Source organism: Shimia sp. R9_2, from assembly GCF_017743735.1.
Taxonomy (GTDB): Bacteria; Pseudomonadota; Alphaproteobacteria; order Rhodobacterales; family Rhodobacteraceae; genus Shimia.
The window spans coordinates 371190-397011 of sequence record NZ_JAGHRO010000002.1; the positions used below are offsets into that span (position 1 = coordinate 371190).

The 25822-nt window shown below is 60.0% G+C and carries 27 protein-coding genes and 1 tRNA gene; 12 read left to right on the forward strand and 16 right to left on the reverse strand.

Going from position 1 to position 25822, the window contains the following annotated elements:
- Window position 1: 1 nt before the first annotated feature.
- Window positions 2-1936 (reverse strand): AsmA family protein, encoded by a 1935-nt coding sequence (locus J7400_RS06405; protein ID WP_209060942.1) that lies wholly within the window; start codon window positions 1934-1936, stop codon window positions 2-4.
- Between the two features lie 237 nt (window positions 1937-2173).
- Between J7400_RS06405 and rimO the strand changes: the two genes are divergently transcribed.
- Window positions 2174-3562: a 30S ribosomal protein S12 methylthiotransferase RimO gene (gene rimO / locus J7400_RS06410; protein WP_209060948.1), complete on the forward strand. Its 1389-nt coding sequence runs from the start codon at window positions 2174-2176 to the stop codon at window positions 3560-3562.
- A 44-nt stretch (window positions 3563-3606) separates the two neighbouring features.
- Window positions 3607-3975, forward strand: a complete 369-nt coding sequence (locus J7400_RS06415; RefSeq protein ID WP_209060951.1) for a DUF393 domain-containing protein — start codon at window positions 3607-3609, stop codon at window positions 3973-3975.
- Here J7400_RS06415 and J7400_RS06420 read toward each other — a convergent pair.
- From J7400_RS06420 to J7400_RS06435, 4 genes are all read right to left on the reverse strand, one after another.
- Window positions 3972-4235, reverse strand: a complete 264-nt coding sequence (locus J7400_RS06420) for a DUF6455 family protein (RefSeq protein WP_209060953.1) — start codon at window positions 4233-4235, stop codon at window positions 3972-3974. The two genes, J7400_RS06415 and J7400_RS06420, sit on opposite strands and share 4 nt — an antisense overlap.
- Window positions 4235-4495, reverse strand: coding sequence for a DUF6455 family protein (locus tag J7400_RS06425; protein WP_209060955.1), 261 nt, complete (start codon window positions 4493-4495; stop codon window positions 4235-4237). The genes J7400_RS06420 and J7400_RS06425 overlap by 1 nt, the downstream gene beginning before the upstream one ends.
- A 72-nt stretch (window positions 4496-4567) precedes the next feature.
- Window positions 4568-4924 carry a YigZ family protein gene (locus tag J7400_RS06430; protein ID WP_209060960.1) on the reverse strand — a complete coding sequence of 119 codons (357 nt, stop codon included), beginning with the start codon at window positions 4922-4924 and terminating at the stop codon, window positions 4568-4570.
- Between the two features lie 3 nt (window positions 4925-4927).
- A complete protein-coding gene (locus J7400_RS06435) occupies window positions 4928-5668 on the reverse strand; it encodes a M48 family metallopeptidase (RefSeq protein WP_247738649.1) in 741 nt (246 codons plus the stop codon).
- 133 nt (window positions 5669-5801) lie between these two features.
- Here J7400_RS06435 and J7400_RS06440 point away from each other — a divergent pair, with 133 nt between their 5' ends.
- Window positions 5802-6047 carry a hypothetical protein gene (locus tag J7400_RS06440; RefSeq protein ID WP_209060962.1) on the forward strand — a complete coding sequence of 82 codons (246 nt, stop codon included), beginning with the start codon at window positions 5802-5804 and terminating at the stop codon, window positions 6045-6047.
- Between the two features lies 1 nt (window position 6048).
- Here the strand turns inward: J7400_RS06440 and J7400_RS06445 are convergent, their stop codons facing one another.
- Window positions 6049-6300, reverse strand: coding sequence for a DUF167 domain-containing protein (locus J7400_RS06445; protein ID WP_209060964.1), 252 nt, complete (start codon window positions 6298-6300; stop codon window positions 6049-6051).
- Between the two features lie 99 nt (window positions 6301-6399).
- Here J7400_RS06445 and J7400_RS06450 point away from each other — a divergent pair, with 99 nt between their 5' ends.
- The 3 genes from J7400_RS06450 to J7400_RS06460 are packed head-to-tail and all read left to right on the forward strand — an operon-like array spanning window position 6400 to window position 8864.
- Window positions 6400-7527 (forward strand): class II histone deacetylase, encoded by a 1128-nt coding sequence (locus J7400_RS06450; RefSeq protein ID WP_209060966.1) that lies wholly within the window; start codon window positions 6400-6402, stop codon window positions 7525-7527.
- Window positions 7528-7578: 51 nt separating this feature from the next.
- Entirely contained in the window at window positions 7579-8157 is a 579-nt protein-coding gene (locus J7400_RS06455) for a nitroreductase (protein ID WP_209060968.1), read from the forward strand.
- A complete protein-coding gene (locus J7400_RS06460; RefSeq protein WP_209062031.1) occupies window positions 8154-8864 on the forward strand; it encodes an EI24 domain-containing protein in 711 nt (236 codons plus the stop codon). The genes J7400_RS06455 and J7400_RS06460 overlap by 4 nt, the downstream gene beginning before the upstream one ends.
- Here the strand turns inward: J7400_RS06460 and J7400_RS06465 are convergent.
- Together J7400_RS06465 and mce are read right to left on the reverse strand one after the other, a co-directional pair.
- Complete coding sequence (locus tag J7400_RS06465; RefSeq protein WP_209060969.1) at window positions 8809-9114, reverse strand: DUF1467 family protein; 306 nt, start codon at window positions 9112-9114, stop codon at window positions 8809-8811. The genes J7400_RS06460 and J7400_RS06465 overlap by 56 nt on opposite strands.
- 65 nt (window positions 9115-9179) lie before the next feature.
- Entirely contained in the window at window positions 9180-9584 is a 405-nt protein-coding gene (mce, locus tag J7400_RS06470; RefSeq protein WP_209060970.1) for a methylmalonyl-CoA epimerase, read from the reverse strand.
- A 173-nt stretch (window positions 9585-9757) separates the two neighbouring features.
- Between mce and J7400_RS06475 the strand changes: the two genes are divergently transcribed.
- Window positions 9758-10486, forward strand: coding sequence for a response regulator (locus tag J7400_RS06475; protein WP_209060972.1), 729 nt, complete (start codon window positions 9758-9760; stop codon window positions 10484-10486).
- A gap of 87 nt (window positions 10487-10573) precedes the next feature.
- Here the strand turns inward: J7400_RS06475 and J7400_RS06480 are convergent, their stop codons facing one another.
- From J7400_RS06480 to J7400_RS06500, 5 genes are all read right to left on the reverse strand, one after another.
- Window positions 10574-11290, reverse strand: coding sequence for a GNAT family protein (locus tag J7400_RS06480; protein ID WP_209060974.1), 717 nt, complete (start codon window positions 11288-11290; stop codon window positions 10574-10576).
- Window positions 11291-11434: 144 nt separating this feature from the next.
- Complete coding sequence (aspS, locus tag J7400_RS06485; protein ID WP_209060975.1) at window positions 11435-13291, reverse strand: aspartate--tRNA ligase; 1857 nt, start codon at window positions 13289-13291, stop codon at window positions 11435-11437.
- A 92-nt stretch (window positions 13292-13383) separates the two neighbouring features.
- A complete protein-coding gene (locus J7400_RS06490) occupies window positions 13384-14031 on the reverse strand; it encodes a CPBP family intramembrane glutamic endopeptidase (protein WP_247738650.1) in 648 nt (215 codons plus the stop codon).
- A 103-nt stretch (window positions 14032-14134) separates the two neighbouring features.
- A complete protein-coding gene (locus J7400_RS06495) occupies window positions 14135-14779 on the reverse strand; it encodes an aminotransferase class IV family protein (protein WP_348539419.1) in 645 nt (214 codons plus the stop codon).
- Window positions 14734-15861 carry an aminodeoxychorismate synthase component I gene (locus J7400_RS06500; RefSeq protein ID WP_209060977.1) on the reverse strand — a complete coding sequence of 376 codons (1128 nt, stop codon included), beginning with the start codon at window positions 15859-15861 and terminating at the stop codon, window positions 14734-14736. The genes J7400_RS06495 and J7400_RS06500 overlap by 46 nt, the downstream gene beginning before the upstream one ends.
- Window positions 15862-16060: 199 nt before the next feature.
- Here J7400_RS06500 and carB point away from each other — a divergent pair, with 199 nt between their 5' ends.
- The 3 genes from carB to J7400_RS06515 all read left to right on the forward strand — a co-directional run bounded on the left by carB (window position 16061) and on the right by J7400_RS06515 (window position 21831).
- The gene (gene carB, locus J7400_RS06505) at window positions 16061-19402 is read left to right on the forward strand and encodes a carbamoyl-phosphate synthase large subunit (protein WP_209060982.1); all 3342 of its coding nucleotides are present in this window, start codon (window positions 16061-16063) and stop codon (window positions 19400-19402) included.
- A gap of 124 nt (window positions 19403-19526) precedes the next feature.
- On the forward strand, window positions 19527-20780 hold the full coding sequence (locus J7400_RS06510; RefSeq protein ID WP_209060984.1) for an Hsp70 family protein: 1254 nt from the start codon (window positions 19527-19529) through the stop codon (window positions 20778-20780).
- Between the two features lie 82 nt (window positions 20781-20862).
- Window positions 20863-21831 (forward strand): hypothetical protein, encoded by a 969-nt coding sequence (locus tag J7400_RS06515; RefSeq protein WP_209060986.1) that lies wholly within the window; start codon window positions 20863-20865, stop codon window positions 21829-21831.
- 258 nt (window positions 21832-22089) lie between these two features.
- On the opposite strand, the gene J7400_RS06520 is transcribed toward J7400_RS06515, so the two are convergent.
- Window positions 22090-23319: an acyl-CoA dehydrogenase family protein gene (locus tag J7400_RS06520; RefSeq protein ID WP_209060992.1), complete on the reverse strand. Its 1230-nt coding sequence runs from the start codon at window positions 23317-23319 to the stop codon at window positions 22090-22092.
- Window positions 23320-23541: 222 nt separating this feature from the next.
- On the opposite strand from J7400_RS06520, the gene J7400_RS06525 reads away from it, so the two are divergent.
- Both J7400_RS06525 and J7400_RS06530 read left to right on the forward strand, forming a co-directional pair.
- A tRNA-Gln gene (locus J7400_RS06525) sits at window positions 23542-23616 on the forward strand.
- A 230-nt stretch (window positions 23617-23846) separates the two neighbouring features.
- Window positions 23847-24878, forward strand: coding sequence for an AraC family transcriptional regulator (locus tag J7400_RS06530; RefSeq protein WP_209060993.1), 1032 nt, complete (start codon window positions 23847-23849; stop codon window positions 24876-24878).
- A 94-nt stretch (window positions 24879-24972) separates the two neighbouring features.
- Here the strand turns inward: J7400_RS06530 and J7400_RS06535 are convergent, their stop codons facing one another.
- Together J7400_RS06535 and J7400_RS06540 are read right to left on the reverse strand one after the other, a co-directional pair.
- The gene (locus tag J7400_RS06535) at window positions 24973-25371 is read right to left on the reverse strand and encodes a tautomerase family protein (protein ID WP_209060995.1); all 399 of its coding nucleotides are present in this window, start codon (window positions 25369-25371) and stop codon (window positions 24973-24975) included.
- 97 nt (window positions 25372-25468) lie between these two features.
- Window positions 25469-25798 carry a hypothetical protein gene (locus J7400_RS06540; RefSeq protein ID WP_209060997.1) on the reverse strand — a complete coding sequence of 110 codons (330 nt, stop codon included), beginning with the start codon at window positions 25796-25798 and terminating at the stop codon, window positions 25469-25471.
- Window positions 25799-25822 lie beyond the last annotated feature (24 nt).

Genomic DNA, 25822 nt, shown 5'->3' on the forward strand with positions numbered 1-25822 from the left:
GTCAGTTCCCACCCAGAAGGTTCAGCAGCCCTTTCTTGGCCTCATTCTCCAGCTTGTCTTTAATCGTATCTTCAGTGGATTGGCCCTCTTCGGCCTGCAGCCCAAGCTCACCTTGCACAGCCTCTTTCACACTGTCCTCAATGGCATCCAAATCCGCCTGAAACCCGCTTTTGATGGCGGCTTCGAGATCCGGCACAATGCTCGGATTGCGCCAACTGCCATGGATTTTCACCGGCACCATCAACGCAGGCCCATCTTGGCCGCGCACCTGTGGGGTGAACAGATAATCAATCGTCTGCAGCCCAAGCCCAACCGTGCCTGCCCCTGTCGCCGCCAATCGCGGCAGCCCCATGACCAAGTCCTGATTGCTGAGCACGCCTTCTGAAATCGTCCAGCTCGCCGCCATATTGTCAAACACCGTGGTGCCGCCGGTCACATCCCCGCGCAGCAGACGGTCCAGATCAATCCCGTCGATGGTGCCGCGCCCGACAGAGAGGTTGCCCTCCCCGCTCATGGCATTCATCAGCGCGTCCAGAGTGTTGCCAGAGCTCAAAAACGTGCCCCGCGCATCTGCTGATCCGGTGAACCTGTCAATATCCGCAGTGGCGGACAGGAATGGCTTCAGCCCGATATGGGCCGCAGTCAGATCACCGCGCACCGAAAGACCATTGCGGTTGTTGGCCACAAAGGTGCCCTGCACCGTGCCACCAAAAGCGGCCATTTCACTGATCGTTGCCACCGCACGCGCGTTTTCGATCTCCACCGTCGCACGGGTCTTGCCAAACACGATCCCGCCAAGGTCCATCTCTTCCGCCGCAAAGCTGATTGTGCCATCCACAAAGTTCAACGCACTTGCATCAATCGGATCCTTTGACCACCCGCCGGTCTCAGTTCCGCCTCCAGCAGAGGATGTCTCTGCCGGTTGCGCGCTGCTGGCCAGTTGCAGCCGCCTTGTGGCCACCTGCGCCGCCACTTTGGGGCGCACGCCGTTCAGGTCCACATCCGCTTGCAGCGTCAGCGCATTGCCCAGCGCCTCAAGGCTCCCCCCGCGCAGCGAAAACAGCCGCTCCCGGGTCAGCGTCACATCACCTGAGGCCGCCAACGGCCCTTCAATGCCCCCCGCTCCCAGAGCCGCCAGAAAGGCAGCCCCGTCGCTTGCCTCAACCTCCAGCCGCCCGCTGGCTTCCGGTGCCAGCCCAAACTGGCCTTCAAATCCCGCGCGCCCTCCAGCCGCGTCCAATGCGAGTGAAACACGGGTGTTCGCTCCCTGAAAAAGCCGCAGCGGGTCGTTCACCGTCGCTTCAGCAGCAATCTCCTCTCCGAAAGGTGCCGCGCTTACAGAAAGCTGTGCAGGTGCAGTCACCTCAGGCCAGCGCAACTCCAGGGCCAGCCCGGCAATATCCTGAACCAAGGCGCCATTTTCCACATAGCGCACGCGCGCCTCACTCAGAGCCAGACGTTCCAGCGTGATCCGGGTGAGCGCGCTAGAGGTCTCAGAAGACGATGCTTCCGCCGCTGGCTCCGTTGGCTCAGCGCTCGCAGCGCCCCTACCCGCGTCCAATTCCCAGTTCGCGCGCCCGTCTTGCGCCACTTCCAAAATCACATCTGGGGCCACGAGCTCCACGGTCTTGATGCGAATGTCCCCGCCAATTGCGGCCATCACATCCACGCCGATCACAGCGCTCTCGGCTTGAAACATCGGCCCTTGCTCAGACCAATCGGCATTGGCGAATGTCACGGCCTCCGTGCGCACGCCAAGCACTGGAAACCAGCTGATGCCAACCTCGCCCTCAAATGCCAGCTCCCGTCCGGTCTGCGCTTTCACCTGATCTGCCGCCAATTTGGCGATCTTCTCGCCCGGTAGCGCCACCACCAGCACCACTGCAGCAACCGCCAACAGGACCACCGCCGCCAAAATCCCTCGGATCACCTTCATCAGAAGACCTCTCCCTACTGCTCTACAACCAGCCTAGAGCGCTCAAAACAGGCAAGCAACGGCCCTTCCTGCGCCACAAGCCCAAATTTCTTCAAACCAACGTGGGAAGAACGCGACACAGCCGCCAGGCGCGGAGCTTCCAAGTTCCCAATCCCCCAAGCACGCCTGAGCTTTCTGCCGCTGAGCTGCCCCCGATCTCCCTTTGCCAAACCCGCGGCGCTGCCCTATATGCACGCCATGTCCAGCAATCCGCCCGATCTCCGCCCCGACCTCGCCCGCGCAACCCTCACCGGGGACGCACGTCCCGGCCAGCCCACCATCGGGATGGTGTCGCTTGGCTGCCCCAAAGCGCTGGTCGACAGCGAGCGCATCCTGACGCGCCTGCGGGCCGAAGGGTACGGCATTTCGCCCGACTATTCCGGCGCTGACGCGGTGATCGTCAACACCTGCGGTTTTCTGGACAGCGCAAAGGCCGAGAGCCTTGAGGCGATTGGAGAGGCCATTCAGGAAAACGGCAAGGTCATCGTGACCGGCTGTCTTGGCGCTGAGCCGGAGTATATCACCGGCACGCACCCCAAAGTGCTCGCGGTGACCGGTCCCCACCAATATGAGCAGGTGCTTGATGCCGTGCATGGTGCCGTGCCACCCAGCCCCGATCCGTTCATCGACCTACTGCCTGCCAAGAACGTCTCCCTGACGCCGCGCCACTACAGTTACCTCAAGATTTCAGAGGGTTGTAACCACAAGTGCAAGTTCTGCATCATCCCGGACATGCGTGGAAAACTGGCCTCCCGTCCGGTGCACGCAGTGCTGCGCGAAGCGGAAAAGCTGGTCGAAAATGGCGTGAACGAGCTCTTGGTGATTTCTCAAGACACCTCCGCCTACGGCCTTGACCGCAAGTATTCGACCCACCCGTGGAAAGACCGCGAGGTGCGTAGCCACATCACCGATCTGGCGCGCGAATTGGGCCAATTGGACGCTTGGGTGCGCCTGCATTATGTCTACCCCTACCCGCATGTGCGCGAGCTGATCCCGCTGATGGCAGACGGTCTGATCCTGCCCTATCTGGATATCCCGTTCCAACACAGCCACCCGGACACGCTCAAACGCATGGCGCGGCCCGCGCATACCTCCAAAACCCTGACAGAAATCGCCGCATGGCGTGACATCTGCCCGGACATCACCCTGCGCTCCACCTTCATTGTCGGCTACCCCGGCGAAACCGAAGAAGAGTTCCAGCATCTGCTGGACTGGATGGATGAGGCACAACTCGATCGCGTCGGCTGCTTCCAGTATGAAAATGTCGACGGCGCCCGCTCCAACGATCTGCCTGACCATGTTGCACCGGAGCTGAAGCAAGAGCGCTGGGAACGCTTCATGGAGAAGGCCCAGGCGATTTCTGAGGCCAAACTCGCGGCAAAAGTGGGCCAGGTGATGGATGTGATCGTAGATGACATTGACGCAGATGGCATCGCCACCTGCCGCACCAAAGCCGACGCCCCGGAAATCGACGGCAACCTGTTCATTGACGAAGGCACTGAGGGGCTTTCTGTCGGACAGATTGTCACGGTGGAGGTGGATGAAGCCGGGGAATACGACCTCTGGGGTTGCCTGAAGCAAAGCTGACCACCGCGCAGCCCACTCAGGCGCTCCACAAGACCGGAGCGCCCATGAGCGACGAAACGCGGGTCCTTTTCAACGCGGACTGCCCGATCTGCAACGCCGAAATCTGCCACTACCGCACCTATACAAAGGCGCGCGGCCTTAACGTGGCCTATGACGATCTGAACTCAGACGCGCTGTCAGATTGGAAGGTCGACCCGGACACCGCCGCACGGCGCCTGCACGTTGTGAAAGAAGGCGCGCTATACGTCGGTGTCGCCGCCTTCGTCGCCCTCTGGTCAGAAATGCCGCGCTACCGCTGGATGGCCAAAATTGTGCGTCTGCCGGGCATCTGGCAGCTGTCCAACGGGATTTATGAGCGTATCCTTGCGCCTTGGCTCTATCGCAAGCATCTCAAGCGCAGCCAGAAAGCCTAATGCGGTGCCAAACGCGCCATCAGCGCTGCGTGGCAGCAGAACTCTGGCGGTGTCTTATGCTGTCCCGCTTCCCCCAACCAGGATTGGCACTCAGCCACATGCGCACAGGTTCGGCAGCGCGTGACCATCCCTGTGTACTCCTGCACACTCAAACGCCCCTCAGCCATCATTTCGCTGAGGGAGACCCCCATCTTGCGGCCCATGCTCCGGGTCAGCCAGAAATGCGTCGCCGGGTCACCCAAAGGCACAACAACGCCCATCAAACCTGCGCCTCCAAGCGCTTTAGCAGCTCGGCATTCCGACAATAGATCGGCGCGCCATCATCCTGAGCCTCAGCCGATTTCATGCGCAGCGCACAGCGCGCGGGCTGCAAACATCCTGAGCAACGGATCACCGCGTCCGAGATCTCGTCACAGCTCAACGCGCCTTTGATCGCGGCCTCCTGCAAATCCACCCCAACGTGGGACGCCATATCGTCAAACAAAGCCGAGTGGCGCTTGATCTTTTCCAGCCGATCCATACGAAAAACTCCTGTTTCGCTTGCAAACAAGCTAACAGGCTTCGCCGCATGGTCCCTTGATGTGCATCAATCTCAGCTTTTTTGCGCATCCAGATAGGCGTTCACGCAATCCTGCACCCGACGAAAGCGATCTCCGCCCAGTTTCACACCGCCATACCAGCGTGTGACAACCACGATGTGATCCGTGATCCCCTCGCGCTCCAACATCCGCAAAATCACCAATCCCGCACCGCTTTCGCCGTCATCGCCTTTCAGTGGCGTGCCGTCACTCAACAGCGCCGCCCAGGTGTTGTGGGTGGCTTTGGCGAATTTCTTGTTCCGCTTCAGATCCTTGAGAAACCGATCCGCCTCTGCGCGATCCGTCACCGCGCCGCCGGACACCGCATATTTGCTGCCCCGATCGGTGACCACATTGGTCAGCTGCAACATGGCCTACAGACCTGCCGCCGTGCGCTTCACAATCGCCACACGTGAGGCGTTGGGCGGGTGTGTGCCCAGAAACTGGTTGCCAGGATCTGGTGTGCGCTCAAAAAAGCCCACCCCGATCAGCGGATCATAGCCCGCTTTCTTGGTCAAAACTGTGCCGAGGCTGTCCGCTTCCAGCTCATATTCTTTGGAGAACGACCGTGAGCCAACAGAGGCACCGAGGTTTGCCGCCGCGTCCACAGAGCTTGCGCTGCCCCCGGCAAGGCCCACCAGAATGGCGCCCAATGCGGCCCCCGTCAGCGCATCTGCCTGTGACCGAGTCAGATGCCCCGCAATATGGTGTGCCGCCTCATGGCCCATCACAAAGGCCAGCTCATGCTGGTTGCGCGTCTCCGCGATCAACGGCGCGGTGAAAATGATCAGCGGGCGGCCGTTCTTATCAACGGTCTGAAAGGCGTTCGCGGGAATATCGGTGCGCGGATCGACAGAGATTTTATAATCGCAATCGGTGCCGCGTGGCGCTCTTGCGCGACACTCCCGCTCAGCCACAGGCTCCATCTGCGCAATGATCGGTGCAAGCCGCGCCTCGGCCTGAGACACGCTGATTTTCGGGGCCTTGGGCTGCGGCGCGCTGCGCTGTTGCGGCGCTGTTGTGGTTGTGACTTCACAGGCCGTCAACGCCGCCCCTGCCACAGTGGCCAGCACCATCGCACGCCACGGTCTTTGTCCAGATTTCAGCCCCTGCATCCGTCGTCCTTCCCAGCGCCCTAATCTTCTAAGGCGCTCACAAATATGCCGTCTTCTCGAATTTACGCCTCCCCTGTGGCCGAGACCAGAGGGAAATGCTTGCACCCGGTCCCCGATGCGCTAGGCTCACCATATGTTCAGCATCGAGCACGAATTTGACTCCACCGTTGTCACGCTTGTCGATGAAGGCGCCGCCCCTCTGGGAGAAGATGTGGTGATCCACATGTTTGAAGAATGCGTCACCATCGAGCAATATGATCCGCGCACCGACAGCATGCAGAAAATCACTCTTTCCACAGCACAGGTGCAGGATCTCACCGCCGCGCTGGACTTGCCTGAGGGTGTTTACATGCTCAAGCGAGACCCCGACAAAACGTGAGCTAGTCCAGCCTAAAGACCTTTTCGCGTGACGTCTGCCCGCGCACAAGGGTCAGCCGGGATTTGGCAACACCCAAGGTCTTTGCCAGCAATTTGGCAACGGCCGCATTGGCTTTGCCGCCCTCCGGCACAACCGTAACATAGACCCGCAACACATCGCCATCCTGCACCACCGCGTTGCGCGAAGCTTTTGGTGTGACGCGCACCGCGATTTCCGCACCCGGCGTGAGGGACATCTCAGGGGCCTTTGCCATTCTCTCGATCTCCAATGCAAAACCGTTGGGCGAACAATGATTTACATTCCACAAATGCCCCGCATAGGGTAGCCCTCGCAATGAAACGGGGGAAGCTGAATGGCCGCACGCAACAAAACCGGGTTCTTTTTTGATGAAAAGTGCTTCTGGCATGCAGGTGGCAACTATGCGCTGACCCTGCCCGTTGGCGATCTGGTGCAACCGCTTGCCGCAGGCGGCCTTCCTGAAAGCCCCGAAACCAAACGCCGCCTCAAAAACCTCATGGATGTCACAGGCTTAACCGCAGATCTTGAGGTGCGCAGCGCCCCCGGAGCCACCACAGAAATGCTGGCCCGCGTGCATCCCGGCGACTTCCTTGGCAAGTTCAAATCGGTCTCTGATGCGGGCGGTGGTGAAATAGGTTTGCGCACACCTTTCGGCAAAGGCGGCTATGAGATCGCAGCGCTCTCCGCAGGGCTCGCCAGCGAAGCTGTCCGCGCCGTTGCCGCAGGAGAGTTGCAAAACGCCTACGCCCTGTCGCGCCCACCGGGCCACCACTGCTTACCCGACTGGCCCAATGGCTTCTGCCTGCTCGCCAATATCGCGGTCGCCATTGAAGCCGCACAGGCGCAGGGGCTTGCCCAGCGCGTCGCCGTGCTCGACTGGGATGTGCACCACGGCAATGGCACCGAGGCCATCTATTATGAGCGCAGCGATGTGCTCACCATCTCGCTGCATCAGGAAAAGAACTACCCGCTCGACACCGGCGACGCGGCAGATCGCGGCAAAGGTGCGGGCCTTGGCACCAACATCAACGTGCCCCTGCCGCCCGGCGCGGGCCACAACAGCTACCTTCATGCCATGCAGCAGATCGTTCTCCCCGCGCTGCACAGCTTTAAACCCGACCTCATCATCGTGGCCTGCGGCTTTGACGCCGCCGCCTTTGGTCCGCTCTCGCGCATGCTCGCCACCGCCGACACTTTCCGCCAGATGACCAAACAGGTCATGGCCGCCGCCGAAACGCTATGTGAAGGCAAACTCGTGTTGGTACATGAGGGCGGCTATTCTGAAGCCTATGTGCCATTCTGCGGCCATGCGGTGATCGAAGAGCTTGCCGGCTCTGACATCCGCGCCGAAGACCCGATGGCCGCCTCACTTGAAATCCGCCAGCCCAACGCCCGGGTTGAAGCCTTCTTTGCCACGCTCATTGATGAGATGGCCGCCACATTCGCAAGCCCGCCCGGTTGAAATCACACCGGGCCACGCCAACATACCTACTCAACTCCCAAGGGAGAGGACATGCCACAACCAAACCAAGCCGCGCTGGATTTCCTGCTCAGCCGCCGCTCACGCCCCGCCAAAACGCTGGTCGGCCCTGCGCCATCACGCGCCGAACTGGAACCTTTGCTGGAGGCCGCTTTGCGCAGCCCGGACCACGGCAAACTTGAGCCTTGGCGGCTCATCGTCTTGGAACGCAAAGCCTTGCAAAAATTGGCGGATCTCATCCCCGAGCGCGGCGCTGCATTGGGCATCGAACCCGACAAGATCACCAAAGGTCAGGATCAATTCGCCAAGGCAGATCTCGCAGTCGTGGTGATTGAATCTCCCGTGCTGAGCGAGAAAGTCCCGGCGATTGAGCAATCTTACTCCGCCGCCTGCGTGTGCTTGCAACTTCTGAATGCATCCTTGGCTGCCGGATGGGGCGCCAACTGGCTTTCCGGTTGGGCCAGCCATGATCGCGACTTTGTGGAAAAAGGCCTTGGCCTCACGCCCCATGAAAAGGTCGCAGGCTTCATCCACATCGGCACCGAAAAAGTCGCGCCTCCAGAGCGCCCCCGCCCCAATATGGAGACAAAGGTCACATGGCTGTTGGATTGATCCTCTCATCCTTTGGCAAAACCCTCGGCCAATTGGGAGACCCGCGTTTTCGCCGGGTGCTCTTTAAAGGTATTGGCCTGACATTTGCCCTGCTCATCGCGGGTTACACGCTGTTCCTGATGTTTTTAAACTGGCTGGGCGCTGCCGCTTGGGTGCAGGAACTTCTGGGCAATATTTCCTGGGTCGGCGATCTTTTCACCGCCGCTTCCCTGTTCCTGATGATCTTTCTGTCGGTCTTTCTGATGGTGCCGGTCGCTTCGGCCATCACATCCCTGTTTCTGGATGAGGTGGCAGATGCGGTCGAAGATCGCCATTACCCCCACCTGCCTGATGTGCCTGCGGTGTCCTTTGGCGAAGGGCTGAAGGATTCGGTGAACTTTCTCGGCGTGCTGATCGCCGCGAACCTGCTGGCGCTGATCGTCTATGCGATCTTCACGCCGTTTGCCCTGTTTATCTTCTGGGCTTTGAACGGCTTCCTGCTGGGGCGTGAATATTTTCAGCTCACCGCCATGCGCCGCGTGGGCCGGGCGGAAGCGAAGAAACTGCGCCGCAAACATGGCGGCACAATCTGGCTTGCAGGGATCTTGATGGCGATGCCGCTCTCAATCCCGCTGGTGAACCTGCTGATCCCAATCCTGGGGGCTGCGACGTTTACCCATCTGTTCCATCAACTGGAGCCGAGACGGGCGCATCCCCCATCCGGTTGAACATGTCGAGATCACGCACGGTGATCATACCGGATGTGATGATCCAGAAAGCAATTGCCCAGATCACCGCCGACACAAGGGTGGTGATCTTTGCTTTGGCCTTCAGATAATGATGCTCCGGTGCTCCCGCGTGGGTGCCGGGCACCACATCGCCCAAATCCCCCTGGGTTTGCAGGCGAATCGGGATCACAATCAGAAAGGTCATAAACCAGATGACCGCGTATAAAACGATGGCTGAGGTGATCCCCATTGTGTGCCCTCCAAAAAAGTCAGCGGGCAAAACTGCCCGCTTTCCTACCCAAATATGTGGTTTGTTTAGACCTGTTCAAGCTCGACAAGGCAGCCGTTGAAGTCCTTCGGGTGCAAAAACAGCACCGGCTTGCCATGCGCCCCGATCTTGGGCTCTCCACTGCCCAAAACCCGTGCACCTGTCTCTTTCAGATGGTCACGCGCCGCCAGAATATCATCGACCTCATAGCAGACATGGTGAATGCCGCCTGACGGGTTCTTTTCAAGGAAGCCATTGATAGGACTGTCTTCTCCCAGCGGATAAAGCAGTTCGATCTTGGTGTTTGGCAGCTCGATGAACACCACCGTCACCCCGTGATCCGGTTCGTCCTGCGGCGCGCCTACCTTGGCGCCAAGCGCATCACGGTATTGCGCGCTCGCAGCCTCCAAATCGGGCACAGCAATCGCCACGTGGTTCAGTCGTCCAATCATTTTTGTCCTCCATGGATCGCTTTGGTCCCGCTCACCGCTGTTATGGGATTTGCATCGCGCGCGCGCAAGCGGCAGGGCGTCGCGGTGGCGATTAACGCTTCGTTAGTCATGTGCTGGCTAGCCTGAGTCCATGTGAATGTTTCAGTTAGTTTGCTTCGTTGAGGATTTCAGCCATGAATGACCAGTCCCCATTCTCCCCATTGACCTCGCCATCAGCCGCGCGGCCGCTTCTGGGTATGACCGTGCTTGTGGTCGAAGACAGCCGCTTCGCTTCTGATGCTCTGCGGCTCATGTGTGTCCGCTCCGGCGCGCGCATCCGCCGCGCAGACTGCCTGACCTCCGCCCGCCGCCACCTGCAAATCCATCTGCCCACGGTGATCATTGTGGATATGGGCCTGCCGGACGGCTCTGGCGCGGAACTGATCGAAGAACTGCACCATGCCTCCCCACGGGTCGAGCTGATCCTCGGAACGTCAGGCGATGATTTTGCCGAAGACAGTGCATTGGCCGCAGGGGCAGACGGATTTATCGCCAAGCCTTACGGCAGCCTGTCCTCTTTCCAGCAGGCCATCCTGTCACGGCTGACCGAAGGCTATCGCCCCACCATCGCCCGCATCGCTGACAATGAGGCCATCCAGCCCGATCCGGTCGCGCTGCGCGATGATCTGATGCACGCGGCCGACACCCTTCAGGAAACACCCGAAGAGGCTCTTAAAGACGGTGTTGTGGACTATGTGGCGCAATTCTTGGGCGGCATCGCGCGCAGCTCAGAGGATGCGTCCCTGCTGAGCGCCGTACAAGCGGTGGAACGTGCCCGCAAGGCGGGTCAGATGCCAACCGCAGATGTGGCCCATCTCACCGGCGTGGTGCAGGACCGGCTGGCGCAAACCGCCACCATCTGATCTCCCGCCACCGCGCGTTAAACCCAAAACGCCAGCGGCGCATGAAAGTGTCATTGCGACAATGCCTTGCCCAGACGATCTGGGAGGTTATCCCAGCGTCGGGTCTCCGCTCGCACGAACAAGTCGTGTCAGATCGCTCAGACGCTCTTTCTGCTGCCCTGCCGCATCAAAGTTGCTCGGAGAGAGCCAGACATCAAACGTCGCCTTAAGCGCGGGCCATTCCTGATCGATGGCGGCAAACCACGCGGTGTCCCGGTTGCGCCCTTTGTAGACCAGCGCCTGACGAAACACGCCTTCATAGCTGAAACCCAGCCGCTGCGCTGCGCGCCGCGAAGGCGCATTCAGCGCGTCACATTTCCATTCATACCGTCGATATCCGGCCTCAAAGGCCCATTGCATCATCAGAAACATCGCCTCCGTCGCCGCAGGCGTGCCCTGCATCATTGGTGCGAAGTTGATATTGCCCACCTCAATGGACCCCGCTTCCGGTGCGATCCGCAGATAAGAGGCAACACCTGTGAACGTCCGATCCGCTTTGCTGTAGATCGCATAGAAGAAATGATCGGGGTTCGCGACCGTCTCCCGCACCCAGCGATGATACTGGGCTGAGGAATGAAACGGCCCATACGGCATGTAATCCCAAACCCAGTCATCAGACTGATAGGACCGATACAGTAACGCCGCATGCGCCTCCGCATTCAACGGCTCCAGCCGCACATAACGCCCCTCCAAGACTGCCCCTGTTGGGCGGGGTGGCGCCTGCCAATCCGGCACGGCGAATCCAACAGGTCTTGGCTCAGTCATTTGGCATTCCTTCGTTTCCCGAAGTAGTGGCACAGCGCCCAGACTTGGCCAAGCCTTTGTTCACATGCCAGACGACTGAGGCCACAAAAGAAAAGGCCGCCCTCACCTTCGTGAAAGCGGCCCTTTGCAAGTCTATAGCGCGGATCACTCCTGCGGGATCACCCGCAGACCCAGCTCCATAAGCTGATCGCTGGAAGGATCGTTGGGCGCGTTCATCATCAGGTCTTCGGCGCGCTGGTTCATCGGGAACATCATGACTTCGCGGATGTTCTGCTGATCTGCCAGCAACATCACGATGCGGTCCACACCAGCCGCACAACCACCGTGGGGTGGTGCGCCGTAGGAGAAGGCTTTGTAAAGCGCACCAAAGCGCTCTTTCACTTCCTCTTCGCCGTAACCGGCAATCTCAAACGCCTTCAGCATGATTTCCGGCTGGTGGTTCCGGATCGCACCAGAAACCAGCTCATAGCCGTTACACGCCAGATCGTACTGATAGCCTTTGACCGCCAGCGGATCGCCGTTCAGCGCATCCAGACCGCCCTGCGGCATGGAGAACGGGTTGTGTTCAAAGTCGATCTTGCCGGTCTCTTCGTCTGCTTCATAGATCGGGAAGTCCACGATCCAAGCAAATGCAAAGCGATCTTCGTCGATCAGACCCAGCTCTTTGCCAATCACGTCACGCGCACGGCCCGCAATCTTTTCAAAGGCCTTTGGCTTACCGCCGAGGAAGAAGGCCGCGTCGCCCACGCCCAGACCCAGCTGCTGGCGGATCGCCTCGGTGCGCTCAGGGCCGATGTTCTTGGCCAGCGGGCCAGCGGCTTCCATGCCACCTTCCACTTCGCCAGATTTCAGCTTGGCTTGCGCCTCTTTCACCGAAATGCCCAGCTCCTGCGCCACGCTGTCTGCAGTCTTGTCGCGCCAGAAGATATAGCCCATGCCCGGCAGGCCTTCGCCTTGGGCAAATTTGTTCATACGGTCACAGAACTTGCGGCCACCACCGGTTGGCGCCGGAATGGCGCGCACTTCGGTGCCTTCCTGCTCCAGCAGTTTGGCAAAGATCGCAAAGCCGGAGCCTGCGAAGTGCTCGGATACCACCTGCATCTCAATCGGGTTGCGCAGGTCAGGCTTGTCAGAGCCGTATTTCAGCGCCGCTTCCGCATAAGGGATCTGCGGCCAGCTCTCTGGCGCGTCCACCTTGCGGCCACCGCCGAACTCTTCAAACACACCGGCCAGAACAGGCGCGATGGTGTCAAAGACGTCCTGCTGCTCCACAAAGGACATCTCCATGTCGAGCTGGTAGAAGTCGGTCGGGGAGCGGTCAGCGCGCGGGTCTTCGTCACGGAAGCACGGCGCGATCTGGAAATACTTATCAAAGCCCGCAACCATCATCAGCTGTTTGAACTGCTGTGGCGCCTGCGGCAGCGCGTAGAACTTGCCCGGATGCAGACGGGACGGCACGAGGAAGTCGCGCGCACCTTCTGGCGAAGACGCTGTAATGATCGGGGTCTGATACTCGCGGAAGCCCTTGTCCCACATGCGCTTGCGCATGGAGGAAACCACATCAGAGCGCAGCACCATGTTTTGCTGCATCTGCTCACGACGCAGGTCGAGGAAGCGGTATTTCAGGCGGGTCTCCTCAGGATACTCCTGATCGCCAAACACCATCAAAGGCAGCTCGTCTGCCGCGCCGAGGATCTCCAGATCGCGCACAAACACCTCAACCTCACCGGTCGGGATCTTGTCGTTGATCAGGTCTGCGTCACGCGCTTTGACGTTGCCATCAATGCGGATACACCACTCGCTGCGCACCTTCTCCATTTGAGAGAAAACCGGGCTGTCCGGATCGCAAAGCACCTGCGTGATGCCAAAGTGATCGCGCAGGTCGACAAACAGAATACCGCCGTGGTCACGGATGCGGTGCACCCAGCCAGACAGGCGGACGGTCTCGCCCACGTTGGATTTGTTCAGGTCGGCGCAGGTATGGCTGCGATAGGCGTGCATGTGCGGCCCCTCTTTCAGGGTGAAAAACAATGGTCGCGCCGATACACCTTTTTGAGGCCATAAAGTCAAGGTCCGCGCCGCGCGAAATGGCGCTAAAACGGCCGCACAACGTTGCCGGAGTAGAAAAACACACCCAGCCCCATGAGAAAGATGATGTTGCCCGCAATCGCATGCATCAGCACCGCCAGAGGAAAAGAGGCACGCTCTTTGTAGGCATGGGCAAAAATCACCCCGCCCACAAAGGTCATGATGGCCACGACCCAGCTCCAATACATCAGATGCGCCAGCGCAAAGAGCCCCGCATTCAGCCAGATCGCCGCCCAACCGTTTGGCAGGATCGCTTTATAGCGGCGAAAGAACAGCGGGCGAAACACCAGCTCTTGCGGCAGTGCGGACACAAAGGGATAGAAGATCAGGATCACCACCATCAATTGCGGCTCGTTCCTTATGAGAAAGAACAAGGCCTCCGGTGCAAACAGCATCGTCACCGCAAAACAGGCCGCAAACATCAGGGCCGTATAGATCAGCATCTGCCGCAGCTTGATCTCCGCCATCCCCTCGCGCAGCGCCCGCCAGCGAAAGCCCGGCGTCAGATGCAATAGAAGGATCCCAAGCGCGGTGAGCGCAAAAAGCGCGGAGAACATCACCGTGGCCGGCAGCAACGTGGCAATCAGCACCGGCGCAAGAACAAACAGGATCAGAAACTCGGCCCAAAGCCGGTTGGTGTTTTGTACGGGCAAACTGCTGTCCTCAATTGGTTTTGTCCGGAGAGTTGCGCGCGCACGTTTCAATTTCAAGACAGCATGAGGGCTGGCATCGCCGCCGCAAGCCTCAGGCCCGCGCCTATTTGACCACCGCCGGGATTTCCCCGCGCAGCGCATTTGTCAGATGCAGCGCTTGCGCCGAGAACAAATCCGCCTCACTCAGCACCGCTTCGCGCAGCGCCCCCGCCTCAATCAAACTCTGCCGATACACGCCCGGCAAACAACCCGACGCAACCGGCGGCGTCAGCCGAACACCGTCCTCCATGGTCAACACCAGATTGGTGATGGTGCCCTCACACAGCTCGCCGCGCTCATTGAAAAACAGCCACTCCTGCACACCCTCAGGCAACTCCGCCCGCGCTGCATCATAAAACGCACGCCGCGTGGTCTTGTGCTGCAAAAGCTGATCCGCGGAGGACAAACGGTCCGGATGTATCCGGCACACCCAAGGCTTTGTCGCCGCCGCCGGCATCTCTGCGGTGGTGATCTCCACATCCCCGGCCGCACCCAATGTCAGACGGCAGCGCAAATCGGTGGTCGCCTCCAGAGCCTCAACCGCGCGCAGAACATCTGTTTCAGAAAAGGCAAAGCCCAGCGCCTGCGCCGAGTGTTTCAGCCGCGCCAGATGCAGGTGCAGCCGCGCCACGCCCGCCCCCGGCACAAAGCGAAAGGTCTCAATCAGGCGGGTTCCGGCTGGAACGTCTTGGCAAAGCGGGCTTTCCACAGCGCTTCCTCATATTCATCAGGCGCCTTGCTGTCCCAGACAACACCGCCGCCCACGTTCAACACAGCTTGCCCGCCTTCAAGCAGCATCGTGCGGATCGCCACGCTGAACTCAGAGCTGCCGTCCGGCGCTGCCCAGCCAATTGCACCACAGTAGATCTCACGGGGCCACGGCTCCAGATTACGCAGAATCTCCATCGAGCGCAGCTTTGGTGCGCCGGTGATTGATCCGCAAGGGAACAGCGCCTGCAAAATATCGGCAAGCTGCGCGTCTTCCTGCAACTGCGCCTCAACGGTGGAGGTCATCTGATGCACGGTCGCATAGCTCTCCACCTCAAAAAGCTGCGGCACCTTCACGCTGCCCGGCTGCGCCACACGGCTGATGTCATTGCGCAAAAGATCCACGATCATCAGGTTCTCGGCGCGGTTCTTCTCGTCCTGCGCCAGCCACGCCTTACGACGTGCATCCTCTGCCGCGTCTTCACTGCGCGGCTGCGTGCCCTTCATCGGGCGTGTCTCAATCCGGCCCGCCGCATCGGTGCGGAAAAACAGCTCCGGCGAACGCGACAGGATTGTCGGCAGACCCGCCTGTTTGATCAGCGCCCCATGCCCAACCGGCTGACGCGCCGCGAGCGCGGCATAAAGCGCCTCGGCATCCCCGGACACAGCTGCATCCATCGGAAACGTCAGATTCGCCTGATAGATATCGCCAGCACCGATGTAGCCATGCACCCGGTCAAACGCCGCACGGTAGGTGGCCGCACTCCAGCGCGGCGCAAATGCGCCCAAATCAAACCGCGCATCTGTGGAAAGCGCCTTGGCCGCCGTTGGCGCGCGAAACACACCAAACTGCATCAAAGGCAGTCGCCGCGCCTTGGGCAGCATCCGGCGCAGACGTGACTCCAGCACATAGCCAAGCTCATAGCTCACATATCCTGCAAGCCAGAACCCTGCCGCCTGCGCCTGTCTCAGCACATCAAAGGCCAGATCCACCTCATGTGGCTCCGTCACCGAAATCACATGCTCCGCCGCATCAAACAGCGTCGCATGCCCGTTTGGCCCGTGATCAAAGCGAATCTGCACCTGTATCCCCTGTCGGCGAAAGTTGTCTTTTGGTCATATACGGCGCATTTTGGCAAATGACAGTGGTGAAAGCGGCAGATCATGACAAAATCCCGCTCCCCCGGTGATCCCTCTTGCACGTTGCCGCCTGATGCGTATAACCCACGACAATTTGCGCATTCGGCGTCTCCCACCACGCCCTTCTAGCCCGAGGTTTATCATGCCAAAAAGAACCGACATCTCCTCGATCATGATCATCGGGGCCGGCCCCATTGTGATTGGTCAGGCCTGCGAATTTGACTACTCGGGGGCGCAAGCGTGTAAAGCGCTGCGCGAAGAGGGCTACCGCGTTATTCTGGTGAACTCCAACCCGGCAACCATCATGACCGACCCCGGTCTGGCGGATGCCACCTACATCGAGCCGATCACGCCGGAAGTTGTCGCCAAGATCATCGAGAAAGAGCGCCCCGACGCGCTCCTGCCCACCATGGGCGGTCAGACCGGCCTCAACACCTCGCTTGCGCTTGAAGAAATGGGTGTGCTCGACAAATTCGGCGTCGAGATGATCGGCGCAAAACGCGACGCCATCGAAATGGCCGAAGATCGCAAACTCTTCCGCGAAGCCATGGACCGTCTGGGCATCGAAAACCCCCGCGCCTCCATCGTGACCGCACCCAAGAAAGAAGACGGCTCCGCTGATCTGGACGAAGGCATCCGCCTTGCACTGGAAGAGCTGGAAAGCATCGGCCTGCCTGCCATCATCCGTCCTGCCTTCACCTTGGGCGGCACCGGCGGCGGTGTGGCCTACAACCGCGAAGACTACATCCACTTCTGCCGCACCGGCATGGACGCCTCCCCGGTGAACCAGATCCTCGTGGATGAAAGCCTGCTGGGCTGGAAAGAATACGAGATGGAAGTGGTGCGCGACAAAGCCGACAACGCCATCATCGTCTGCGCCATCGAAAACGTCGACCCGATGGGCGTGCACACCGGCGACTCCATCACTGTGGCCCCTGCGCTCACGCTGACGGACAAAGAATACCAGATCATGCGCAACCACTCGATCAACGTGCTGCGTGAGATCGGCGTGGAAACCGGCGGCTCCAACGTGCAATGGGCGGTGAACCCAGCCGATGGGCGCATGGTTGTGATCGAAATGAACCCACGCGTGTCCCGCTCCTCCGCGCTGGCCTCCAAAGCGACCGGCTTCCCGATCGCCAAGATCGCGGCGAAACTGGCTGTGGGCTACACGCTGGATGAGCTCGACAACGACATCACCAAAGTGACACCTGCGTCCTTTGAGCCAACCATCGACTATGTTGTCACCAAGATCCCGAAATTCGCTTTCGAGAAATTCCCGGGCTCTGAGCCGCATCTGACCACCGCGATGAAATCCGTGGGCGAAACCATGTCCATTGGCCGCACCATCCACGAATCCATGCAAAAAGCGCTGGCTTCCATGGAAAGCGGTCTGACCGGTTTTGATGAGGTCGAAATCGAAGGCGCGGATGACACCGCAGAAGGCAAAGCCGCTGTGATCAAGGCGATCAGCGTCGCCACCCCGGATCGCCTGCGCACCATCGCGCAAGCCATGCGCCACGGTCTGACCAACGATGAAATCCACGGCGTCACCATGTTTGACCCATGGTTCCTAGATCGCATCCGCGAAATCGTGGACGCCGAAGAAGGCGTGCGCAAAAACGGCCTGCCGGTCACCGAAAAAGAGCTGCGCGCGCTCAAAATGCTCGGCTTCACCGACGCACGTCTCGCCAAGCTCTCCGGCCGCGATGAAGACAACGTGCGCCGCGCCCGTCAGAACCTCGGCGTGACCGCCGTGTTCAAGCGCATCGACACCTGCGCCGCCGAGTTTGAGGCGCAGACCCCTTACATGTACTCCACCTACGAAACCCCAATGATGGGCGAAGTGGAATGTGAGGCGCGCCCGTCAGAGCGCAAGAAAGTTGTGATACTTGGTGGTGGTCCAAACCGTATCGGTCAGGGCATCGAGTTTGACTACTGCTGCTGTCACGCCTGCTACGCGCTGACCGAGCAGGGTTATGAAACCATCATGATAAACTGCAACCCAGAGACCGTGTCCACCGACTATGACACCTCTGACCGTCTGTATTTTGAGCCGCTCACCTTTGAGCACGTGATGGAAATCCTGCGCGTTGAGCAGGAGAACGGCACCCTGCACGGCGTTATCGTACAGTTCGGCGGCCAGACCCCGCTGAAACTGGCAAACGCGCTCGAAGAAGAAGGCATCCCGATCCTCGGCACCACGCCGGACGCCATCGACCTTGCCGAAGACCGCGAGCGGTTCCAGGCGCTGGTCAATGAGCTGAAGCTGAAACAGCCGAAGAACGGCATCGCCTCCACCGACGCCGAAGCGCTTGCGATTGCAGATGAAATCGGCTTCCCGCTGGTGATCCGCCCCTCCTACGTTCTGGGTGGCCGCGCCATGGAAATCGTACGCGATATGGGCCAGCTGGAGCGCTACATCGCTGAGGCGGTTGTGGTCTCTGGCGACAGCCCTGTTCTGCTCGACAGCTACCTCTCCGGCGCAACCGAGCTGGACGTGGACGCGCTTTGTGACGGCAAAGACGTGCATATCTCCGGCATCATGCAGCACATCGAAGAAGCCGGCGTTCACTCCGGCGACTCCGCCTGCTCGCTGCCGCCCTACTCGCTCTCCAAAGAGACCATCGCGGAAATCGAGCATCAGACCCGCGCCCTTGCGCTGGCCCTCAACGTGGTTGGCCTGATGAACGTACAGTTCGCTGTGAAAGACGGCGAAATCTACCTCATCGAGGTGAACCCACGTGCCTCCCGCACCGTGCCGTTTGTCGCGAAATCCACCGACAGCGCGATTGCCTCCATCGCCGCGCGCATCATGGCAGGTGAGAAACTCGCGGACTTCCCCAAACGTGCCCCCTACGTGGAACTTGACGCCACCAAGGATCAGCCGATTGCGGATCAGATGACGCTGGCGGACCCGAACATGCCTTGGTTCTCCGTGAAAGAGGCCGTGCTGCCATTTGCGCGCTTCCCCGGCGTTGACACCATCCTCGGCCCAGAAATGCGCTCCACCGGCGAAGTCATGGGCTGGGACCGCAGCTTTGCACGCGCCTTCCTGAAGGCACAGCTCGGCGCAGGCATGGAGCTGCCCACCTCCGGCAAGGCCTTCATCTCGGTCAAAGACGACGACAAGACCGACGCCATGGTCGAGGCAGCCAACATCCTGATCGAGCTGGGCTTCTCTGTGGTCGCAACCGCAGGCACCGCCGCATGGCTGAGCCAGCAAGGCGTGGACTGCACCAAGGTGAACAAAGTCTATGAGGGCCGACCAAACATCGTGGACCACCTCAAAGACGGCGACATCTCTTTGGTGATGAACACCACCGAAGGCGCGCAAGCCGTCAACGACAGCCGCGAGATCCGCTCCGTGGCGCTGTTTGACAAGATCCCCTACTTCACCACTGCCGCCGCCTCCAACGCGGCAGCACGGGCCATGAAAGCCCGCGAAGAAGGCGACCTGGAAGTGCGTTCGCTGCAGGGGTGAGCGGCGCCTCCACCTCAAACATTCTCCAAAAGGGCGGCCATTTGGCTGCCTTTTTCTTTGCCTTGACAGGCCCCTGCCCGCTCCCTAAAACCCGCGCCTTTCCCTGCCGCGCGGAGACCGGACCATGAGCACCAAACCACACACTTTGGGCATCGATTTTGGCACCTCAAACTCCGCCGCGGGGCTGATGGTGGAAGGTGCCCCGCGCCTCATCACCTTTGAGGCCGGCCAGACCACCCTGCCCACCACCTTCTTCTTTGACTACGACAGCCGCGCCACGCTTCTGGGCCAACCCGCTAATGATGCGCTCCTTGAGGGCGAAGAAGGCCGCTTCATGCGCGCGCTCAAACGGGTGCTCGGCACCACGCTCATGCATGAAAAGCGCCAGATCCTGAACGAGCGCGTGACCTTTGTGGAGATCATCGCCCGCTTCCTGCGCCATATCAAACAACAGGCCGAAGCCCAGGCCGGCCTCACCTTCACCCACGCCATATCAGGCCGCCCAGTGGTCTTTCACGGCAGTGACGATCCGCGCGAGCAACAGGCCGAAGACGACCTGCGCGCCTGCTACCTCGCTGCCGGTTTTTCCGAGGTCACCTTCCTCTCTGAACCCGAAGCCGCCGCCATCGCCTGTGGCGCCCATGAACATCGCGGTGAAACCGGCCTGATTGTCGACATCGGCGGCGGCACCTCGGATTTCTCTGTGTTCCGCACCACCGACACCGGTGTGGAAATCCTCGCCAACCACGGCATCCGCATCGGCGGCACCGATTTTGACCGCGCGCTGAGCTTTCACCATGTCATGCCGCTGCTCGGCAAAGGCTCGCCCCTGCGCGACACTTTTGGCAAAGGCACCCTGCCTGCCCCCAACGCCATCTTCCACGATCTCGCCACCTGGGAGAAAATCCCCTTCCTCTACAACGCCCGCACCCGCCGCACCGTGGAGGATATGCTGCGCCAGGCGGAAGAGCCCGAAAAGCTCACCCGCCTTGAAACCGTGCTGCGTGACGAGCTCGGCCATGAGCTGGCCTTTGATGTGGAACGCGGCAAAATCGCCGCCAACAACGGCGATGCCAACGCCAGGATCAGCCTGTCAGAAATCGAGCGTGGTCTTGAGCAGCCGGTGAGCGGCGAAATTCTCACCGCGCTCCTGTCCGATCACGCCAAACAGCTGCACGTGGCCGCTGAAGACACCCTCGCAATGGCGAATTGCACTCCAGCAGACATCGGCCGCGTGATTTACGTTGGCGGCTCAAGCCTTCTGACAGTGGTCTCCGGCACCATGAAAACCGTGTTTCCAGACGCAGAACACACGTTCGCCGAGGTCTTCACCGCCGTGGCAGACGGGCTAGCGCGGGCCACTGAACTGCGCGGCTGAACAGGGCTTAGCAAACCGACGCACCAGCCTCCCCCTCCCAGTAAGCTCTTGACCTAAGCGAGAAAGCGCCAAAGCTGGCCATATGCCCAGCGCCCCGCCATCAGACGCATCGGTCGCCCATCTCGCCATGCTCCGCCCCGGCACGCCCCTCTGGATGCGTGATCCGCGCCGCACGCCCGTTCGGCTCATCAGCGTCCGCGCGGACATCGCAAGCTTCACGGTGGAAGTTCGCGCCTTCGAAGACACCGGCGCGCGCTGGACCTTTCCGCTCTGGCAGGCAGAGAAATTCCTCTGCGCGCCAACCTCACCCAAACTGCCGCAGGCTCACATCGACGAACTTGAAGCCGCATGCACCCGCCTCAATCAACCGCTGCACATCCCGATTGACACAGCCAAGCGCGCCACAACCGATAATCGGCTGCAGCGCCTTACCGCAGAAGCCAGCGACTGGCTGTCCGCCAACGGCCACGCCCCCGCCACCAACTCCACACCAGAAAATTTCTCGGCCTTCACCAACCCCAACGCGCTGAGCAACTGGCTCCGCCATCACGACGCCCTTTCGATGGAACAAGACATCGCCACCCGATACGTCAGCAATCCTCACGCGGGCGAAACCATCAAGGCCCACCGCCTCGCGCTGGCAGAGCTTGGCCTTTGCCCCTATGAGGGCCGCATCTTGCGCGATGCTGAGGAGCTCTCCGGCGACAAAGCGCTCCCACATCGCATGCGCCACATCCTCGCCCGCCTTGCTTACCTGCGCGCCGCTTTCACACATCTCGGCACGTCCCATGTGCTTCTGTACCGCACCATCTACTCAGACAGCCCGCTCACCGCCCCGCGCAACACCGGCTTTGTGTCTGCCACCTTCAGCCTCGCGGTTGCAGAGCGCTTTTTGAAAGACGGCGCCACCAAGGCCTACAGCGCCCTGCTCACACAGCACGTCCCGGTGACCCGGCTTTTTATGACCCATCTGGAAACGCCCCAAATGCGCGCGCCCTACGCAGAAGCCGAAGCCCTCCTGCTCTTTGATCCCAACGCTTCCCCATTCTGAGTCGGTACGAGATCATCACAATGCATGCTTCTCATTCGTCAAATATCCCGGGGGCTTGGGGGCTGGCCCCCAAATCAAACCAAAGTGGAAACCCCACGTCCACCTCACCAGCGCCAAGGGCACGGTTAAATCGCCCTCCCCTCCCCAAACACCCGCAACGCAATGAAAAAGGCGCAGCCTCCCGGGCCGCGCCTTCCAAATTCCCTCCGATCAGACACCGCCGTCATGCAACCACAGGTCTGATACAGAAACGCGGTGTCACACCTTTTCCTGCGTGTACTGACGTAGCTCTTTGCGCGCCACCTGACGGCGGTGCACCGCATCCGGACCGTCAGCCAGCCGCAATGTGCGCACATGTGTCCAGGCCTGCGCCAGCGGCGTGTCCTGTGAAATCCCGGTGCCGCCGTGCATCTGCACCGCTTCATCAATCACCTTCAGCGCCACATTCGGGGCCACCACCTTGATCTGACTGATCCAGGGCGCCGCCGCACGGGCATCCCCCTGATCCATCATCCAGGCGGTTTTCAGGCACAGCAGCCGCGCCTGCTCGATCTCCATCCGGCACTCGGCAATGATGTCGTAGTTCGCCCCCAGATGCGCCAGCGGCTTGCCAAAGGCTTCCCGGCTTAGTGCGCGCTTACACATACGCTCCAGCGCCACCTCAGCCTGCCCGATCGCACGCATACAGTGGTGAATGCGCCCCGGCCCAAGCCGGCCCTGCGCGATCTCAAAGCCCCGGCCCTCGCCCAGTAGCAGATTCTCCGCTGGCACGCGCACATTGGTGAATTTGATGTGCATATGCCCGTGTGGTGCATCATCCTGCCCATAGACCATCATGGGGCGCAGAATCTCGATGCCCTCGGTGCCCGCAGGCACCACAATCATCGACTGCCGCTTATGCACCGGCAGTTCCTCGCCTCCGGTTTTCACCATCACGATATAGACCTTACAGCGCGGATCCCCCGCCCCGGAGGCCCAATATTTCTCACCGTTGAGCACATAATCATCGCCATCGCGCACACAGGACATGGACACATTGGTGGCATCCGAACTCGCCACATCCGGCTCTGTCATCAAATAAGCAGAGCGAATCTCCCCATTCAGCAGCGGCTTCAGCCAGCTGTCCTTCATGGCCTCGGTGCCATAGCGCTCAAACACCTCCATATTGCCGGTATCCGGTGCCGAGCAGTTGAACACCTCAGCACCCAGCGGCGTCTTGCCCATCTCCTCGGCAAAAAACGCATATTCCACGGTGGAGAGTCCGAATCCCTTGTCCGAATCCGTCAGCCAGAAATTCCACAGCCCGCGCTCTTTGGCCTTGGCTTTTAACCCTTCCAAAATCTCCGCCTGCCGCGCGGTATAGGCCCAACGGTCCTCTTTGCCGATCTCCGCATGGTACTCCTCCTCCAAAGGCATGACCTCATCACGGATCATCTCTTTGACCTGCGCCAACAGGGCCTCATTCTCCGGCCGCATTCCCAGGAACATTGGCTCTCTCCTCTCTATCGCTTTGCCCCACCATGTCGTCGCGCCTCCCCCTTTGTCCACGACAGGCGCTGCGAAATGACGCGAGGTCTTCAAAAACCCAGTGTTTATTGGGCGCGCATTCTTTCGCGAAAATTTTTTGTACCGAGTGGCAATTTTTTCGCCAAAAAGCTCATTTCGGGTCTTGCACCTCCCAGCCGCTCTAAGTAAATACCGCCACACAGTTGGGGTGTAGCCAAGTGGTAAGGCACCGGTTTTTGGTACCGCGCACCGTAGGTTCGAATCCTACCACCCCAGCCACTTTTCTCTGAGATCATGATACAGCACACAGCCAACACATGTTGGATATCGCCTGCATTTGACTCGCGTCCTCTGCGCCCTGCCTCTCGCACGACAACGCATGCCACGCTCACCCCTACCCCATCGCCTGTAAAGCTGCCCATCCCCCACGCCTCATGGTGAATTTCATCACATGAGTTTTACACTCAGGGGAGTTTGATTTTTTCGGACAAGCCTCTATTTTCGGTCTCATGATAGTCAGAGCCAACACTCGATCCGCGACCATTCTGAAGGTCATTTGCGAGCACGCCGAAAAGCTTGGCGTCGATGTGGATGCCTGTCTGGAAGGTTCCGGCATCAGCCAGGACGAGGTGTCCGATCCGCAAGCCCTGCACAACACCGAGCAAGAGCTGCAGATCATCATGAACTTCATGCGGCTTGCGCCACGCAGCGTGGGCCTTGGCTGGATTGTCGGGCGCGACATGCATGTGCATGCCTTTGGCATTTGGGGTTTTGCGATTCTCACCAGTCCCACCTTGCGCTCTGCCATTGAGACCTCGCTTGACTACATCAACCTCTCCTCCTCGATTGCCGACTACAGGCTTGAGGAATTTGGCGAGCGCGCGCAGCTGACCATCAACATGGATGGCATCCCCGACACCGCACAGCGGTTCATTCTGGAGCGCCACTGCGCCATTTCGGTCAACTTCATTCAGGAAATCCTGCTGGCGCCGGGTCAGGTCGGGTTTACGATCGAAACCCCTGAGCCCGAGGCAAGCTATGGTCTTGATCTCTCCATGATCAGCAATCTGCCGGTTCAGACCGGCCAGCCCGCCTATGCGCTGTCGTTCCCGTCAGCCCTGCTGGATCAGCCGCTGGCAAAATCCGATCCGGTCTCGCTGCGCTTCTGTCTGGAGCAATGCGAAGCCCTCTCCCAGAACGCGGCAGACATCCTGCCGCCCTGGTCGCAGAAAGTGCGCGACGCGATTATGGACAATATCTCCAGCGAGCATAAGATCGAGGAGATCTCAGAACGTCTCACCGTGACAGAGCGCACCCTGCGCCGCCGCCTCACCGAAGAAGGCACCAGCTTCCGCGAGCTTTATGCCGATGTGCGCATGGCACTGGCCCATGAGCTGCTGCAAACGGCGGGCCTCAACGTGGAGACCGTGGCCTGGCGGGTGGGCTATTCTGAGCCTGCAAGCTTTGCCCGCGCCTTCTCCAAGAAGTTTGGCCAGACACCGGGTGAGGTGCGCCGCTCCAACGTGCGGCGCGTTGCATAGCAGGCGCCATGCGCTTCACAACATATCAAAAGCCCCGTCTGGTTGCGCGCCTGCGGGGCTTATTGGTTTTTCTGAGAGGGTGAGCCTGCCACGATCAGACCCCAACCGGATGATGTCGTTTGATCCAGTCGTCTTCCTCTCCCGGTTCCGGCAGAATTTCTCCGCCTTCCATAACCCAGCTTGCCGGCACATCCGTGATGTCCATCATAATCTGACTCATATCGATCCCAACATGGGCATGGATCGACGCGGTGATCCGGCTCACAAGCGCAGTCTTCTGCGCTTCGGTGCGTCCCTCGCGAATACTGGCAAAAAGGAACACGGCCTTTCCACCAATCGGCAACTGCGGCGCATCTTCAAAAAAGAACGCATGCACAAACTCACGCGGGGCACCGGTGACGTCGCAGTGAATGTCCGTAATGTCTTCGGCGATGCGCCTTTTGGCGTGTGCAGAAATAGTGCCATGAACAGCATTGCACATATAGAGAGGCATTTGATCTTCCTTCCCAAAGCGTGATCCAAAGGGGAAATATGTTTCTGCCCCCCATCCGCGGTATTATTCTACGTTAAAACGCGCCCCCCCAAAGGGATCACAAGCTCTCGGTCGACTGCGGGTCGCGAATTGAGGTCACAATCTCATTGGGCGACAATCCGGTCTTTTCCATGCAGATGTCTCCAAGCTCTCGCAGCAGCGCCGTGCGCTCTCCGCTTTTCAAGCGACGGTTTGCATGCATGGAAGCAATCATCGCGGTGGAGGGCGCAGCGGCGGTAAACCCGCTACCCTTTGGCACCACGATCCAGTCGATATCTGCTGCCGCAGCAAAGGCCCGCTGCGTGAAGGCACTGATGGCTGCTCTTAAGGCGAATTGAACCTCTGTTGAGATCTGCCCTTCCTGAACCACACACATGACTGAAATCATTTATCAATTCCTCATTTGAAGGCA

Excerpts from the sequence above, each read along its gene's own strand:
- J7400_RS06405 (WP_209060942.1), bottom strand. The coding sequence starts at position 1,936 with ATGAAGGTGATCCGAGGGATTTTGGCGGCGGTGGTCCTGTTGGCGGTT.
- rimO (WP_209060948.1), top strand. The coding sequence starts at position 2,174 with ATGTCCAGCAATCCGCCCGATCTCCGCCCCGACCTCGCCCGCGCAACC.
- J7400_RS06415 (WP_209060951.1), top strand. The coding sequence starts at position 3,607 with ATGAGCGACGAAACGCGGGTCCTTTTCAACGCGGACTGCCCGATCTGC.
- J7400_RS06420 (WP_209060953.1), bottom strand. The coding sequence starts at position 4,235 with ATGGGCGTTGTTGTGCCTTTGGGTGACCCGGCGACGCATTTCTGGCTG.
- J7400_RS06425 (WP_209060955.1), bottom strand. The coding sequence starts at position 4,495 with ATGGATCGGCTGGAAAAGATCAAGCGCCACTCGGCTTTGTTTGACGAT.
- J7400_RS06430 (WP_209060960.1), bottom strand. The coding sequence starts at position 4,924 with ATGTTGCAGCTGACCAATGTGGTCACCGATCGGGGCAGCAAATATGCG.
- J7400_RS06435 (WP_247738649.1), bottom strand. The coding sequence starts at position 5,668 with ATGCAGGGGCTGAAATCTGGACAAAGACCGTGGCGTGCGATGGTGCTG.
- J7400_RS06440 (WP_209060962.1), top strand. The coding sequence starts at position 5,802 with ATGTTCAGCATCGAGCACGAATTTGACTCCACCGTTGTCACGCTTGTC.
- J7400_RS06445 (WP_209060964.1), bottom strand. The coding sequence starts at position 6,300 with ATGGCAAAGGCCCCTGAGATGTCCCTCACGCCGGGTGCGGAAATCGCG.
- J7400_RS06450 (WP_209060966.1), top strand. The coding sequence starts at position 6,400 with ATGGCCGCACGCAACAAAACCGGGTTCTTTTTTGATGAAAAGTGCTTC.
- J7400_RS06455 (WP_209060968.1), top strand. The coding sequence starts at position 7,579 with ATGCCACAACCAAACCAAGCCGCGCTGGATTTCCTGCTCAGCCGCCGC.
- J7400_RS06465 (WP_209060969.1), bottom strand. The coding sequence starts at position 9,114 with ATGGGGATCACCTCAGCCATCGTTTTATACGCGGTCATCTGGTTTATG.
- mce (WP_209060970.1), bottom strand. The coding sequence starts at position 9,584 with ATGATTGGACGACTGAACCACGTGGCGATTGCTGTGCCCGATTTGGAG.
- J7400_RS06475 (WP_209060972.1), top strand. The coding sequence starts at position 9,758 with ATGAATGACCAGTCCCCATTCTCCCCATTGACCTCGCCATCAGCCGCG.
- J7400_RS06480 (WP_209060974.1), bottom strand. The coding sequence starts at position 11,290 with ATGACTGAGCCAAGACCTGTTGGATTCGCCGTGCCGGATTGGCAGGCG.
- aspS (WP_209060975.1), bottom strand. The coding sequence starts at position 13,291 with ATGCACGCCTATCGCAGCCATACCTGCGCCGACCTGAACAAATCCAAC.
- carB (WP_209060982.1), top strand. The coding sequence starts at position 16,061 with ATGCCAAAAAGAACCGACATCTCCTCGATCATGATCATCGGGGCCGGC.
- J7400_RS06510 (WP_209060984.1), top strand. The coding sequence starts at position 19,527 with ATGAGCACCAAACCACACACTTTGGGCATCGATTTTGGCACCTCAAAC.
- J7400_RS06515 (WP_209060986.1), top strand. The coding sequence starts at position 20,863 with ATGCCCAGCGCCCCGCCATCAGACGCATCGGTCGCCCATCTCGCCATG.
- J7400_RS06520 (WP_209060992.1), bottom strand. The coding sequence starts at position 23,319 with ATGTTCCTGGGAATGCGGCCGGAGAATGAGGCCCTGTTGGCGCAGGTC.
- J7400_RS06530 (WP_209060993.1), top strand. The coding sequence starts at position 23,847 with ATGATAGTCAGAGCCAACACTCGATCCGCGACCATTCTGAAGGTCATT.
- J7400_RS06535 (WP_209060995.1), bottom strand. The coding sequence starts at position 25,371 with ATGCCTCTCTATATGTGCAATGCTGTTCATGGCACTATTTCTGCACAC.
- J7400_RS06540 (WP_209060997.1), bottom strand. The coding sequence starts at position 25,798 with ATGATTTCAGTCATGTGTGTGGTTCAGGAAGGGCAGATCTCAACAGAG.